9 protein-coding genes are annotated in these 16,601 nt (G+C 36.9%); all 9 read right to left on the bottom strand.

What is annotated here, in order from left to right; genetic code table 11:
* Positions 1–155: 155 nt before the first annotated feature.
* Positions 156–866, bottom strand: a complete 711-nt coding sequence (locus FOT42_RS11800) for a M48 family metallopeptidase (protein ID WP_151890771.1) — start codon at positions 864–866, stop codon at positions 156–158.
* Positions 859–4,095, bottom strand: a complete 3,237-nt coding sequence (locus tag FOT42_RS11795; protein WP_151890770.1) for a type I restriction endonuclease subunit R — start codon at positions 4,093–4,095, stop codon at positions 859–861. The genes FOT42_RS11800 and FOT42_RS11795 overlap by 8 nt, the downstream gene beginning before the upstream one ends.
* Positions 4,096–4,107: 12 nt before the next feature.
* A complete protein-coding gene (locus tag FOT42_RS18335) occupies positions 4,108–7,848 on the bottom strand; it encodes a YecA family protein (RefSeq protein ID WP_226789873.1) in 3,741 nt (1,246 codons plus the stop codon).
* Positions 7,849–7,957: 109 nt separating this feature from the next.
* The gene (locus FOT42_RS11785) at positions 7,958–8,821 is read right to left on the bottom strand and encodes a hypothetical protein (RefSeq protein ID WP_072319132.1); all 864 of its coding nucleotides are present in this window, start codon (positions 8,819–8,821) and stop codon (positions 7,958–7,960) included.
* Entirely contained in the window at positions 8,809–11,100 is a 2,292-nt protein-coding gene (locus tag FOT42_RS11780; protein WP_151890769.1) for a Piwi domain-containing protein, read from the bottom strand. The genes FOT42_RS11785 and FOT42_RS11780 overlap by 13 nt, the downstream gene beginning before the upstream one ends.
* A 7-nt stretch (positions 11,101–11,107) precedes the next feature.
* On the bottom strand, positions 11,108–12,370 hold the full coding sequence (locus FOT42_RS11775) for a restriction endonuclease subunit S (protein ID WP_151890768.1): 1,263 nt from the start codon (positions 12,368–12,370) through the stop codon (positions 11,108–11,110).
* Positions 12,363–13,898 carry a type I restriction-modification system subunit M gene (locus FOT42_RS11770; protein WP_151890767.1) on the bottom strand — a complete coding sequence of 512 codons (1,536 nt, stop codon included), beginning with the start codon at positions 13,896–13,898 and terminating at the stop codon, positions 12,363–12,365. Before FOT42_RS11770 ends, FOT42_RS11775 begins: the two co-directional genes overlap by 8 nt.
* Positions 13,895–14,461, bottom strand: a complete 567-nt coding sequence (locus FOT42_RS11765) for a restriction endonuclease subunit S (protein ID WP_151890766.1) — start codon at positions 14,459–14,461, stop codon at positions 13,895–13,897. The genes FOT42_RS11770 and FOT42_RS11765 overlap by 4 nt, the downstream gene beginning before the upstream one ends.
* Before the next feature lie 141 nt (positions 14,462–14,602).
* The gene (gene mobC, locus FOT42_RS11760; protein ID WP_151890813.1) at positions 14,603–16,585 is read right to left on the bottom strand and encodes a conjugal transfer protein MobC; all 1,983 of its coding nucleotides are present in this window, start codon (positions 16,583–16,585) and stop codon (positions 14,603–14,605) included.
* Positions 16,586–16,601 lie beyond the last annotated feature (16 nt).

Raw genomic sequence — 16,601 nt, 5'->3', positions numbered from 1 at the left:
ATCATTAGATTAATCGATTCCTATATAATAGAAATGGATTTAACATTTTCTCTATTTCTCTTATACTATACAATTCTTTTTTATGAATATATGTGCGCCAAAATCAGAATATTGTGTTATTTCTCTAGTTATTATCATAATATAATTCCTTTAAATCATATCAAAGAGGTTTCAAGTCTTTCTTTCCATTTTTTCCAATCTGGCATGATTGCTTCTTGTAAAGCATAAAATGCTCGAGTATGATTGTGGTGAACCAAATGGCATAATTCATGAATAATAACGTATTCAATACTTCCTTTAGGAGCCTTTATCAATTCAGGGTTTAAAATTACTTTGCCTTGAGAGGTACAACTTCCCCAGCGAGTGGCCATTAGTCTAATTTGGATCTCAGGTTCATCAATATCAAATCGTTTAAAAAGCGGAATTGTTTTTTTCAATGTTTCCGCAAAATGAACGAAAGCTTTTTCTCTATACCACTCAGACAATAGACTTTTAGCGGATTTATTATCCTTTTTCAACACTAATAATCTTCCTCTAAATAACTTTACTTCATTAGTTTCTGACTTCTCTATTCTAAGTTTATATTGCCTACCTAAATAAAGATGAGTTTCTCCATTAATATATTTTCTTGGTGGTGTTAATGGATGATAGGATAAAAATTCAAGCTGCTGTTTAATGATCCAAGGTGCTTTTTCCCGAAGTTTAGCTTCCAGTTTCTCCTCTGTGGTATTATACGGAGCAATCACTTTTACTTTACAATCAGGATACACCCGAATGCCAAGGGTTTTTCGATCCTTATAAGAAAGTTCAAAGGTGATTTTTCTCGAACCAAATTCTATAGATTTTATGTTAAGCGTTTCAGACATATTTCAATTTAGCTACTTTGATTCCTTCTTCAACCAATTCATCTATTAGGTCAAAGGGCAATTCTATACCTTGCTGTGTCTTTAAATCGAATAAATAATCGTCAATATCAATTTTTATCCTTCCTTCAATATCTGATTTATTTACCCAATCAATTATTGGCTTCCCGTTTTCAAATACAATAGACTTAATAACTTCGTCAATACCTTCAGCCATCAATGCAGCAATGTTTTGTGAGCCTTCCGAACGCTTTAAGTTTCCTTTAAAAATCTCATTCACTAAATTATAAATGGCAATACCGGTATCATTTCCAGAAAGGTTCTCCGGCACATTGTCCTGTCTACCATTATGAAATTGATCTTCGTATTCTCTCGCTTTATTTAAATAGTCAGCTTCTGAAATACGATGCTGGTGATAGTCTTCAATAGTATCTCTAATAAGTCTTGAAAGTTTTTTATAGTAAACTGGATCTTCATTTATTTTCACATTGATAGCTTTTATAGTCCTGCTAGCAATATGATCGGCTTTGGCTGCCTTACTGGTTATCTTCTCAACTTCACGATCCCTTTCTTCTTTATCAAAAATATTGACCATTTCAGTAATACGAAGAATTTCACCTTCTGTGGTAATATGCTTGTCAATGAGTTTCTGAACTTGTGGCTCGTATTCCTTATATTCAAGATCGTCAAAGTATCTTCGTTTGACCGCAATTCTTAATCCAAGGAAAAATTTAGCATCCTGTTTGTACTTATTTATTTGCTGCTCCGGAGTTTTACTGATAAACTCAAAACTCGATAGGGCTAGCTTTAACAAGCGAGAAAAAGCCGATACCTTTTCATAGAAGATGTGGCGAATGGCCTCATCCTGCAATAGCATTTCATAGGCAGGTTCGTCATACTTGTTTTTGACTTCTTTGAAGATGTCCCATACTTCTGAATGCGCTTGCGGTAACTTTTTGATTTCTTCACTGATGTTGGTCAATGTACCTTCCAGATCAGCTGCATCATAGTTGTTTGTACCTGAATAGGTTTCTAATGCACTGTCAAGATTCTCCAGATTGCCATAGTAATCTATAATTAAACCGTGTTCCTTGCCTGGAGCTAAACGGTTTACTCTCGCAATCGCTTGTAGTAGCGTGTGTTCTTTGAGCTGGCGAGTGAGATACAAAACGTAGTTATTGGGAGCATCAAAGCCAGTAAGCAGTTTGTCTACCACAATGATTATTTCAGGGTGATCTTGCTTTTTGAACGAGTTGATCAACGACTTTTCATAGTTCTCCGGACTGCCATATTTATCCATCATGGCTTTCCAAAACTTTAATATCAAATCGTCGCTTTCTTCAAAAGCATCCTCATAGTTTTCTCGCACATCAGGAGGGGAGATCAGGACTTCACAGCTAACCTTTTTGTGTTCTTTGATAAACTCCCGATAACGTAAAGCCGTCGTCTTATTTGGAGCTACTAACTGCCCCTTAGCTTTTAAACTTCCAAAAAGTATGTCTTGAACGTTTTGCTCATAGTGATCTGAAATATCCCAAGCACGGGCGTAGATAATCTCTTCCGCTTTATTAAGCTGATTGGTGGAACTAAACTTTCTCTTGAGAGCAGCTTTACCATAAGGGGTGAGCGGTTCGGATATTCGATCAAAATAATTATCCAAAGGCTTTTCATTCACTTCAATTAAGTTATGGCGACCTTCATAAAGTAGGGGGACTACTGCTCCATCTTCAACTGCATCGGTAATAGAGTAAACATCTATCAAACCTCCAAAGCGATTTGCAGTACTTTTCTCTTTCTTCATTAAAGGAGTTCCTGTAAAGGCTATAAAACAACCTTTAGGAAATACCTTTTGCATTTTGATATTGAATGTACCATATTGACTTCTATGTCCTTCATCTACCAAAACAAAAATGTCGGGTGAATCAAATCCTTCTTTGGCCTGATTAACAGCCGCTTCAAATTTATGAATCAAAGTAGTGATAACTGTATCACCTGTGCCGGAAAGAAGCTCTACCAAGTGCTTGCCTGTTTGAGCATTTTCTACTGGTATTTGACATTTTTTAAACGTCTCTGTGATTTGATCGTCCAAATCAATACGGTCAGTAACTAAGATGATTTTAGGATTCTTGATTTGAGGATGCGTAGCAATCAGTTGAGCCAACATGACCATAGTGAGGGATTTGCCACTTCCCTGAGTGTGCCAGATTACACCGCCTTTTCTTAATCCTTCGCTATCTGTTTTTACGATCTTATCCAAGGTATTGTGAACGGCAAAGTATTGCTGATACCTAGTGACTTTCTTGATCCCATCATCATAGAGAGTGAAGTTGAAGAATAGGTCTAAAAGTCTCTCTGGCTTACAAATGCTAAATAGTAGCTTGTCTTGTTCTGTTATCGCCTGTTCTTCTTTTTCGAGGTTCTGGAAGAAAGTCAAAACGTTTTTATACCGTTCTTGAAAAAGCGTTGTTCTTTCGTTGGTAGGTAGTGGCTGATTTTTTAAAGCTTGGAGCTTATCGAGCCAGGCAGTTTCTTCCGCTTTTGTTTTAAAGAGTTCTTTCCAAAAACTCCAAAACTCTTTTTGAGTGGCAGTTGTGGCGTATTTGGCTTCATGGGTGGACAGTCCCATGGCCAAGTTGGAGTATTGATATAATGCACGTATTCCATCTTCCTGCTGATTCCTAAGATGTTGCTCAATTGATTTGTCGATTGGGTCTTTGATCTTTGGACTCTTACACTCAATAACCACAACTGGAATACCATTGATAAACAATACAATATCAGGGCGGTAATGTTCACTGCTGCCACTTCTGAGCACACTAAACTCTTCTGATACGTGATAAGTGTTGTTTTCAGGATGTTTCCAATCAATGTAATGGAATGAAAAGCTCTTTTTATCACCTAAAACCGACTGCTCAAAGCTCCTGCCCAAGGTGATGAGTTCATAAAAGGCTTTATTGGCAGCAATAAAACCATCCTGAACCGGAAGGTCACGAATGGCAAGAATAGCGTTGTTTACGTTGGCATCAGAAAAGGGAAACTCTTTGCCCTTGTATTCAATGGTGTTGATGACTTGAAGTTGATCCTTCAAAATGGTCTCCAACAACACATTGGATGTCCTGCCTCCACGGGCTTCTAAAGCTTGCTCTGGAGAGAGGTATTTCCAGCCCATATTCATAAGCAGCTTTAGTGCGGGAAGCTGTGATATATGGTCTTCTTTAAATGATGGTACCATTGTATTAATCTTTTAATTAAGAGCTTTTAATCCTTTTTCTTTTAAATCGTACAGCGTGACAAATGGCATAGCCAATTGCCTTGTTTTTAGGTATGGTGTCAACATATCTTCCTGAGTCACAAAAAAGGACTTCACTGTATAATCAGATAAGTCCAAGTCGTACTTTGTACTGAGTTGATCCAAATTTGCCTTTAACCAGGTATCTCGCTCCACATGTTTATCGATCCAACCTTTTTCTGAATCACTCCCAAATAGTTTGTCAACCTCGCCAATCATTTCTTTGATGTTTCGACTTGGAGCCATGCTTTTACATTCTAAACTGTAAATGGTCTTTGTGGAAGTGTCTATTACCAGAACATCAACATCACCTATGTCAGTATCATTTTTGAGGTCTGATTTTGGATTGATTGGAACTTCAGAATCAATTACTAAGTCATCTGTTTCAAATTCATTCAGAACGGATTCCACTAATCTTTTACCATTATGTTGTGCCAGCTTGCCTAAGACCCTTTGTACTGGTCCATCTTCACTTACCCTTAGTCTGTTGGTGGTACATTGGTCATACCAATACGTTCTACTTGAAAGTAGCTGTCTAAATCCCCAGTAAACGGTGGGGTTGTCTGGGTCTGTGGGGTTGTCAACCAAAACTAAAGGCTTGCGAAGCAGGGAAAGTCTTCTGTTAAACCTCCAAGGTGAAATGTCAATATTGTCAAAACCAGCAGGAACACGATGTACTTTTCCTCTATTGAATAAACTCAGATATGCTATTGCTGTATTAAATTCTTCCTCAGTATAGGTGTGATCATGCTTGTTTATTTCAATGTATAAATCCTTTTTCAGCATGGTTGCACATGCATTAGGTTGGGAATAGGCTACAATTCCCAAGTCATTTACTACCTCACACAACCTTGTGAAGGAGATTCCAAACTCTTCTGTGAAAGCTTTATCAAGACTTTCGGGTACGTCTGAGCCCTCCATAGGATTCAGTTGTGGAAATACTTGTTCGAAAGTGTCTTGAGCATCACGCACATTCTCTTTAGACTTGGAGGCGTGATATGGGTCAAAAATTTCTCGGAAGAGTTGTTTGCTTGTACCTATACGACCTGAAGGCAAAATGCCCATTTCTATTTCGAAAAGGTCAAATTCAATCTGATCACCCATAGAACCCCAATCGATTATTGCGTTCATTATGGCTACTAGCTCATCTATAGCAGTTGTGCTAATGATCTTATTGCCAGTGGAGGGTTCTGCAGCCAGATGTTCTATTAAACACCTTACCGCAATGGTCGTTTGATTGAGTTTAGCAAGGTTATCTTGCAAATCACTTGTTTGTTGTTCCTGAGTAACAAAGCATGCAATTCGGGTTGGTGTTTTGACTCTTAGTTCTTCTCTTTTATGAATTAAGCTTTCATTGAGATTGAATAATCTTTTGAGGAGAGGTTCATTAGGGTATTGGCTAATTGTTGTCTGCAACATAGGTAGCAATACTCGCATCACTACATCCCTTGTCAATTTGGTCTTTACAGCTTTATCAGTAATCTCTCCAACTGGAGGGCATAAGTTGTCCAAGCCCGGAATAAGACTATTTAATATGGTATTCACATTGTAGCCTTGTATATATCTATGGCTTGTAAGGTTTGAAGGATCGAGTAATAGATTATCAGCTGAATCCAGAATAAAAATTTTCTTCTTCACTCCGAGTGGTGCAGCCGCATCAACAATTTGATTAATCCTTTCATTCTCGATAGTCGGCTTCTGTTGAGCCTCCAACAGGAGATTTATTCCTCGAAGAATCTGCCTTGTTAATTCTCGCTCTCCTTGATTGTCTGCCCCGTACAGATATGGTATAATGGCAGGTGGTATCGAAATTGAGATAGTATTGCCATCAATTGATATGTTGAAATGACCGGCCAATTCAGGATCACGTTCAAAGTTTCGTTCTATAGGATTGAAACGGTCTTCCTGCTCAAATTCGAATCTAAAAGCAATAGGAGCTTGCTCAAGATGAGATAAGTCGGCATTTATAAATTCCTGACATTGCCATAACCAAAAAGCGATGGCGTCAGTCATTTCAAAATACAAGCCTCTTGCAGATGCAGGGATGTCAAATGAGTTTTTATTCGGGGAAACCCAAACAGGTAAAGGAAACCCTTCAACAGCCATATTGAGATTGCCTGCTGACAATTCATCAATGGAGCAATAAATTGGAGCATACTTATCCTTTCGTGTCACAGGGATGTTCGCAAGCCTACCTTCGACTAATCGTGTTGCTGAATGCTCATCAGAAAGAAGCTTTGCTTCCTGATATAAACTACCTGCATATCCCGGCTCTACGTGAAGGATAACACCGGAACTATCATCTGAAACATAAAAGGAATCATCATTTTCCTTGTATACTTTAAAGACATCCAAAAAAGAAGCTCCAAACATGTTGCTGCCTGGGATCTGACTATCTCTTGCGTTGGCGAAATTCCAAAGGTCAATTGCGTCATGTTCTTTCAATTTCACCAATGTGTAAAAATCATAGATTGGCATTCCTATACTCACAGAGTTTACAGTATTGCCATACATGAAGAACATGTCTTTACCCATTGAAGAAATCAGGGAGATGTCCATAAACTGGTGACCAGCAAATTCAGGTAACGCCAGGGTGCTGTTTATAATCTGTTGCTTTCTTTGCTCATGTGTTGCTTCACCTGATGTTCTGTATTGAACAAATGCAAGTTTGTCATCATCAAAGCGATAGATCACTTCTCTTATGGTAGGGTCTGTATTTTCTGAAATTGCAGGAATATCAATTCGTGAAAAGCCAAGTTGCTTCAAGTGAAGCTGTGTGTAATTCCAAATGACATTATGATAGGCATTGCTAACAGCAGGGAGGCAGCCCGATGTGCTTGCTTCTGAATGAATGAAATCGACCAAAGCATAGCTGAGTGTTGCCGGGGAGGTAATGATGTATTCACCATTGTGGTGAATTATTGGTTTAGTCAGCAACGGACTTTCCTCAATATGATCATTAGCTAATTCAGGATCGTTGATGTCAATTATAAACATGTCCAGCGCTTCCCTTGCTATTTGCTTAGATTGAAGTAATTGGGTTATTTCCTCCTCAGAAAGAGTAACGGCTGCTTTTAATTCTGCAAGGTGTGTTGAATCAGGAATAGATATGAGGTTACTCTCAACTTTTTCAAATTGGTATCGGCCATATCCTAAACGGGCAGCAACTCTGTCTGATAGATTTAATATTAGCAGAGCTGCATGCATGCAATTGCTTTTAAACCAGTCTGGAATGCCTGAATCAGGCCAATTGTAAATTGCCGTTAATAGCTTGGAGGGCACATAGCTACCACCTTCTGTAATGCCCGGGAAAATAATGTAGTCACCACCATAGAATGTGATTAAGTCTATGAATAGGTTCGTGACAGGATCTTCCAGATAATGTGAGGGGTAATTCTCATTTAGGAAGGTCGTTAATGCTGCTTGAGACACATTAGGCTTATCGTCATTAAAGTTTCTTAGGGACATCCTCGAAAGCTCTTCGAAACGGACGTTCTTACCGTGATTTTGGGCGAGCAAGGTGAGACCAGCGAAGGACTTTAGAAGGTCAATTGAATTGTATTCAGAGAAAAATGGGCGAGGTTGTTGCTGAGTATGTGAAGTACTAAACGTACGACCAGAATTCATACAACACTTCTTGTATTTTTTGCCACTGCCACATGGGCATTTATCGTTTCTTCCTATCTTCTTGCTCATTATTGAATTGTTTTTTAGTTATCAAATCCAAAACTCTGCACACTTTTATTCAATCTCAGCATTTGAAATATAGTAGTGAATTTTATCTCATATAAGAATATTGCCATAATTACTTTACATTTTCATAGCCAAAGGCTCTTAATATCATTTCTTGAAACCTGGTTTTTAGTTTAGGTATAAAGTTTCCTGACAAACCTATAACTGCACCTAATCCTAAGATTAGATTCAAGTCATTCACAAATAGCTTTTTGTCTTCAGGTAGCAATTGAAAGACTTTATATGCTCCACAAAGAATCCCAATAATAAAAAGGTTGTATACTACAATTGAAAAAATATTGATTCGCTTTTTAAAACGACTCTCAAATTCTAATAAACGAGATACTTCATCGGCATCTCTTGGCAGCTTAAACTGGATAATAATATCAAATGCACGGTAATACACGATACGTATGAAGTCGCTGTTAAATGATTCTTTGGTGTTGCTCATTGTATTATACGCTTCATTCAATTGGTCATTGGTTATTTTTGATTTATCCAGTAAAAAGAGAAACACCAAAACCATAGACTGATTGTTGGCTTTGCTTAGATAATTACCAATCAATAAATTTTCAAAGCTAGTAGTAACTTTACCTCTAGCTCGGTTTCGGATGACACCCAAAAGCCATTCTTTATCACATTCAAATTTCAGCACCCCTATAACCAATGTAAAAATCAGGAAATCGTCATGTATAAAAGGAGCAACAGAGTTCTCAGAAACTTTACGTTTTGATATTTTGGCATATTGAGACTCAAAACTTTCTTTTGAATTCTTTTTAATAGCCTGAATAGACGAGTAATAAATTGTATCAGGTTCTGAAAAACTACCTTGAGGTAATTGAAATACCTCATCGGTAACCAAGGCAACCAAAGCAGCTTGCTTAGGTTGATTGGCTAGACTGCTCAAATAACTATGCTTTTCTTCTATAAAAACCATTTTTTTCGCTTTAAGGTATAGTTCAATTTATCAGCATCCCATTCAGGTATATGTCTCATTTTTCCAAGTAGTCTTGAAATAAGATTAGAATACAGCATAGTCGCAGGTTCTTCTCTCGGTAAAAAACCTCTCCAGGATAAATAGGTGAATGAATAAATCTGCTGGGTGATATAATTCAAATCATAAAACATCAAGTCTTTTAATTCGGGATCATCATAATTTCCTTGAGGCTTTCTTATTTTAATTTGAATAGGGGTGCTCATACCATGCTTAGCCGTTTTTAGTTCCCTTGCTCCCAGCATCTGTACTAAACAGGTTTCATCATCTATAAAGACATTACTTCCTCGCCGTGGAATATACTTCCCTATAATTTGACGCGATCCATATTTTGACTCTCCTTGTTGACTAGTATCGAATAAAATACTTGGATGGCTTTTGCTTATTGTTACGAAAGCAAACTTGATATTAAACTGTCCAATCTCTTTAACTAGCTGGCTAATAACTCCAAACTCTACATTTTTAATCGGTTTAAATATGTGAAAAATCAACCTTACAGTATCTCCTTCTTGCCATGCATATTCATCTGAAAGACGGCCAATTGAACTTTTAAGACTTTTGAGTAATTCTTCGAAATAACTTTCGTACGGAACATCTTTTACCTTGTCTCCTAAAAGATATTGTCCGTCACTCGACATAAAGGTGGTAATTCCCACTACACGACTACTTTCAGCTCCCTTGTATATTGTACTTCTCAGCCAACTATGTCCTATCCCTATTACGATTTCTCTGTCCACCGACCTTTGGGCGGGCAATACCCACGGTGTTCCTCCTAGCTTTGCATAAATCTGAAGAGCTAGTGGGTTTAATATATATTCCGTATAGTTAGATATGGTAGATGATCTTACAAACTGTACCGGTATTTCTAAAGAAAGTAGTTTCGCCTTAATCTTATAATATGGATTGTCTCTGTCTGAAAGAGCCTTAAATCTATCAGGTATCTCGATTATAGCAAGATGTGGCTTCTCATTATCATAATTACTTATTATACTTAAATAGTCCTTTAAGCCATAATCAGAAATTTCCTGTATATCAAAATTAATATCTTGAAGCTCATATTTTTTAAGTAATCCTTTTTGGAAGTATTGGGAGTTTGCTATACCATCCTTTAAATGAGACAAGAATCTTGTGAAATCACCTCTCTTGGCTCTATGACAAATACTTATTATTCTTGGATTTTTTATATCAAAACTAATGCTGTCATAAGGTCCATAATTTGACAGTCCCATATCGGCATTTATATTATTCTTTTTTGTGCCAGCATGATCATAGATAAATGTTGGTGTTTGCAAATTCATGCTATTTTGAACTTGCAATGGCGATGTATCTACTTTAAAACAAAATCCATCTCGGTTTTGAAACAAAATTGGATTATCACCATCCGAAAAAAGGTGCTTTGCAATCTTATTTATTTCAGCAAGCTGGCTAACAGGATTTTGCTTTTTAATACGTTCTTGTTTTACAGCCTCTAATATTTGATCACATTTTTGCTCATTAATAGCAAAGTTTAAATAAGCTTGAATATTTCTCCTCGTTTTACGAATAAAGAGTTCGTTCAGTGGATAACTCTCGTCACCATCATTTGTGGAAACTGTCGCTATATTGGCACTGATCGATTTTATTACACCTACAAAATCTTCGTTTGGAGCAAGTATATCATCTAATCCCGGAAGCGTTTCAGTATGTAATACTTCAAAATCAATCAAATCAAAGCCTTCCTGAGATAGTTCCAAACATGAAATATTAAATACCCAGTTTCTACGAATGTTAACTAAAAAAGCAAAACCTTTAGAGTCATTAATGTTTGTTTCTCGGAGTTGTATCTCGATAAGTTTCTTAAACGCAATTTTATGTTTTAATCTTTCTGGCAGAAAATTTAAAATTAAATCATCTTTATCTTGGCGTGAATAAAATCTAAAAGGATAAAAATCAACCGGTATAAAGCCTTGAAACCTATCTTTAAACGTTCTAAAAAAAATGTGCTTTACCAATGATGCGGTTACCTTGGCATCACCAAATACCGATCGCTTTTCTACCTTACCGCTAAGCAGGCCTTTCTCATCATCTTTATTAGAAATAACAATCAAATTACTATCCCTAAAAAATGAGTAAGAACTATTATAGTTTTGCCTCAATTCTTGCAATCGTTCATCAGAATATGTCTTCGTTATTATCTGGTAATCTGAAAAATCAAACCGTATGGGGAAGTAATTTAACTGCATATCATTTTTATTTTATGTTTACTCTAATCTCACCCGTCAATAGCTTTTGCATCAAACCTTTCTTTTGCTCTTTCAGGGTATTTAATTTTTGTCGATATAGCTTTAGCTCTTTGTCAGCTTCTGAAAGTACGCAGGCAATAGCTACTTGCTCTTCCAATTCGGGACATTTGATTTCCAGCTTCATAAACTCCTTTTTACTCAACACCCTGTTACGACCCGCACCACCGGGAGAAATTAGATCAAGTAAGTATTTGAAATAGGGTTGAAGTATTAGGAACTTGAAATACTTGGGAGTCGCCTTTTCAGCTTTGAAGACATAAGTCGGAAATCTATGGGAAACAAGTCCTCCCTCATCTTCTTTGCTTGCAATGGCGACGGCCTGTTCCCAAGCGAAAGTTATATTAACGACAAGGTCGTTCTCTTTTACACTGTACAATGTCTTCATTGCAATGGAATCTGGATCAAAATCAGGTTTATGAAAGATACCTTTTCCGTGACTTCTCACACCTAAGGAAAGGTAGCTTTCCAATGGTTTATCAACAGGTCTTGGAGTATAGTCCACAAAATAACTTAAAGGTTTTTTTCTCAACTCTCCATCAAACCCTTTCAATCGTTTCTTCCCAGTCAGCAATTGCTGAGCAAGCCCTTTATTTCGAAATTTAATCTCTTCTATTAGATTGTGCGTAGTAGAAATAGCTAAATCCCAGGTACTAAGTATCTCAGCTATTTTTTGTTGTTCTGGTAATGGAGGAATAGGAATTAAGGCATTTTTTATTGAGTCAGTTGTTAAGCCAAATCGTGTAACCCCATTTGCTAATTTTTTAAAATAATGATTAATGTTGTGGGACTGCAACAGAAAAGATAAAAACACACCATCTAAATGAGCTTCATTAGGTCTCAGAATTGCAAGATGGTAACCACAAATTAAATTGGGGATTTCTTCAATGACATAAGCTGGCACAGCAATATCGTTTCTATCTTCAGAGTCTTTTGTTATTATTACGTCTCCTTTGTGTAGTTGGAATTTGTAAAACTCGGATTCTTTTACTGAACCTGCAGAAAATGGAATGCTAGAGGTTATATAATCATGATAATAAACATCTTGATAGTTGCATAATGAAACAGGTATTTCATTTTCCTTAATATGCTTATCAACATTACTAAAGAGAACAATTGCATTTTTTCTAAGTTTATCCAAGCTCCAATCCTTTGGGATATCTCCAACTTTTGTGTGTTTGGTTTTATATGTTATTTCGACTGTCTTATTCATTAAACCCTAATTCTACTAGGTAATTATTGATTTGTTGTTCTACCGTTGCAAGCTCCTTCTTTAATTCTTTGATATTATTTTGAGTTGCTGGGATGTCAATTTCTTCTTCTTCTTCGAATGTATCCACATAGCGGGGAATATTGAGATTGTACTCGTTTTCGGCAACCTCTTGAATAGATGCTCTATAAGCATACTTTTCTTCTAATACCTTACCTTCTTTAGAAGTCAAAGGAATGGCTTTTTGAAATGCTTTGTATGTATTGACAATCTTGTCTATATCAATATCACGAAGACGATTTTGATTGGTGCTGGATTCATATCCTTCACTAGCATCAACAAAGAGAATATCTTTATTTTTCCCTTTTGCTCTATTAAAAATGAGAATAGTTGCAGGAATACCTGTTCCGTAAAACAAATTAGCTGGCAATCCAATCACAGCTTCTAACAAGTTTTCTTCAATTAACTGCTTTCTTATTTTACCTTCACTACTTCCTCTGAAAAGTACCCCATGTGGTAGAATAACACCAACGCGACCTGTGTCATGATACGTAGACTCTATCATGTGAGATACAAAAGCATAATCTCCCTTACTCTTTGGAGGAGTTCCCCTATGGAATCTGTTAAACTGATCAGAAATAGCGTTGTCAGCCCCCCACTTATCTAATGAAAATGGAGGATTTGCTCCTACTATATTTCCTTTAAGCAGGCTATCTTCTTCCAACAACTTAGGATTGTTTAAGGTGTCACCCCATTCAATAGTAGCATCATCTATCTCATGCAAAAACATGTTCATACGAGCAAGAGCCCAAGTACTTCCATTGATTTCCTGACCATAAAGTGAATAATTTTTATTCCCTACCTCTTTAGCAAGTTTAATCAACAATGAGCCAGAACCACACGTAGGATCAATGATGCGATCACCAGGCTGAGGATTGAGTAGTTTGGCTAAAAGTTTTGAAACTTGCGCAGGCGTATAAAATTCCCCCGCTTTCTTTCCGGCATCACTGGCAAATTTTTCAATTAGATATTCATAAGCATCACCAATAACGTCATTATCCTCTAAATGGGAAGGCTGTAAATCTAACGCAGAAAAGTCAACCAATAGATTTTTAAGTCTTCTGTTTCTATCTTTAGTCTGACCTAGATTTGCTTCTGAATTGAAGTCAATATTTCGGAATACACGCTCCAGTTTACTTCGGTTGGCGTCCTCCATACTTTCCAGTGCAGTGTTAATCAACTCTCCAATATTTGCCGCATTTCTGTTTTCAAACAAATAGTCGAAACTACAAGTATCGGGCAATTGGAAACGCTCATTCCTCAAAGCTCTTTGCACTCTGATTTCATCACCGCTATACTTTTCTGCATAGAAATTCTTTTTGTCTTTCCATACATCTGATACATATTTCACAAAAAGCATAGTAAGGATATAATCCTTGTACTGTGATGGATCAATAACCCCTCTAAAGGTGTCACATGCCTTCCAAACAATATTGTTAATCTCGTTTTGTGTAATTGGTTTTTTACTCATGCTTTTTTATAAATTATATTTTTAATGATAGCTTGATATACTTTTTGTTTTTCTAAAATAATCTGTTTTGATATTTCCATATCTCTATAATGCAAGGACTTAATAGCTATTGCTTTTTGTTGTAATTCCAAAGGAGGAAGCTTTACTGCAAAAGCCTCCAATTCAGATTTACGAATGGAAGGGATAGAACTCCCTGCACCAAGAGTCTGGAAATAAGCCTGCGTTTGTGGCATATTAAATAGGGTAGTTAAAAATTCGGGCATTACTTTTAATGGGTCAGGTTTGATAACAAAAAAAATTGAAGACGCTATTGCTGGACCAAATTCTTTATAATAAGTCCAAGCAAAGTTCCTCATTCCTTTTCCAACCAATAAAATATCTCCATCTTCAAGAAGGTGAGCTTTCTTTTTTTGATCTATCTGAACGAAAGTGTCAACCTCATCCGTTTGATTCCCCCAATCATCAAAATGCTTAGCTTGCAAATACACCGCATCTCCAATACTTTTAGGCTTTACGTATAAACCAAATTGTAATTGAGCAATATCTCCTAATTTAACCTTCATTTAATTTGTAGCTTATTTCAAATTCACTACAAATTTATAAAAAACACAGAATATTCTATAAAATTATTTTGTAGAGTTTTTCAAATTTTGAAAACAACAAAAAAAGTCATTCTTATCCAAGGAAAAAAAACGAATATGCTATTATTTCTTTACCACCAAATGGCTCAATCCCGGATCATTCAGCAACCGCTCCATTTCTGATTGGATAATATCCTGAATATCCTGTTTGATTTGGAAGTAGTTACGCTGTACCATACCTGAATCCAACTTTCGGATGATTTCAATGTCCTTATAATTTTGTTCCTCACGCTTAAGGCTGTCATGGTCATTAATAATCTCACAATGGAAAGCTTTTAGGTCAATCTTACAATCTGGATTATCAGCCACCATGCCCACAAATTCACCGGAGCTTAACCCTGATATTTTGGAAGGTGGTATGGCTGCTTCCAATTGTTTGGATCGGCTGATGGAAGTGTCCCCGCTGTTAATAGAATAACTTTCCCTATCCTGCATGATTTTCCCAAAGCGTTCGGAGAGTTGTTTAGCGGTATCGCCCGTAACCTGACCGCTAACAATATTCCCTGTAATATTCATAATTACATCTGCTTGCTCACGTCCGTAATCTTTGCGGAGCTGACTAAAATCCTGAATCCCCAGACAAGTAGAAACCTTATTGCTCCGTGCAGTGGCAATCAGGCTGTCCATATTGTTCAGATAGATAGTCGGGAACTCATCAAATATGAGACTGCTCTTTAGCTTTCCTTTTTTGTTCACTAGCTTGATTAGCCGGTTCACATAGAGTGATAATACTGCTCCGTAGATCTGTATTTTTTGCGGATTATTTCCCATACATACAATCTTTGGATCGTCCGGATTATTAATATCCAGATTGAAATCATTTCCTGACAATACATAGTATAATTGTGGGGATGAAAGCCTTGCCATTGCCACTTTTGCGGAAGCGATCTGACCTTCCAATTGTTCCATAACATCATTAAGGTATGCATTAACAAAAGGATTTATCAGTACTTCGATTTCTTTTTCGGTTCGTAATAATGTAAACAGGCTATCATAATCTACCTGCATTAATTCTATCACATGTGGTAAGGTGCAGAATTCCCCATCCTTGTATTTTTTTAGATACCAGATAATTGCGGTTAGAAAGTTGATTGGGGATTCCACAAAGAAGTCTCCCTGACGTTTGATCCATTCCCTGTTCAACCCCATTAAAATAGTACGGGCACTTTCTGCTGCATCGGTAATATCGGTCATTGCTGAAGGCTCTAAAGGATTGCACCGATGGCTACAGGTAAGATCATCGAAATTAATCACATAAAATGCCGGGGGCTTGGTATATCGATGTTGGTTTTTCAGCCAGGTGTTATAGGCTATTTTGGAAAGATCATCAAACTTAAAGTCGTACACAAACATGGTAAACCCTTTGCGGATATGTTGGGTAATCACATGACGTATCACAAAGTAGGATTTACCGGAACCAGGTGTTCCCAATACCATAATCGCCCGAAATGGATTAATGATATTGACCCAACTTTTCCGCTGCTTATCTTTTAATTGGTATTGGGCAGGAAGATTAATGGAATATTCATTTTCCAGCAATCGTTCTTCCTGTGGAAAGGTTTCATTTTCCTTATTAAAAATATCCTTGCTATTGATTTTATCCCTGATAATTCGGGAAAGTAAAGTGCCTCCCGTCAACACCAGAAGAAAGCCTATTCCTGTTAGTGCCATATACAGAATAGCAGTCGTAATTACAGGTGTATTTAACTTCATACACAGATAGCTGATAAAATAAATAAGCAGTCCGGTAATCAGGTATGCAAAAGCTGTTTTGTAATTAAGTTTTTCGTTCTTTTTCCCTTTAGCTCCTAAAAGGGATATACCTAAAAAACCAAGCGCAATTAATTTCGATTTGTGAAAATTGCTAAACAATCCCGTCTTATAAATATTACTTAGAATACGGTCGCTAAATGTGCTTTGCCATCCCCATAGTTCAAAAGCACTGTAGCAGTAATAATAGAAATGGATGATTAATATGGTAATACTGATAAGCCTGGTCATATCCAGTATCTTTCTCAGTGCCTGTTCATTTTCTCCGGTGTGCATTGCCATAGCTTAAATT

The organism is Flagellimonas hadalis, assembly GCF_007785775.2.
In the GTDB taxonomy this organism is placed as follows: Bacteria; Bacteroidota; Bacteroidia; order Flavobacteriales; family Flavobacteriaceae; genus Flagellimonas; species Flagellimonas hadalis.
The sequence above is the reverse complement of the archived record's forward strand: the minus strand, read 5'-3'. Positions and strand labels throughout refer to the sequence as shown.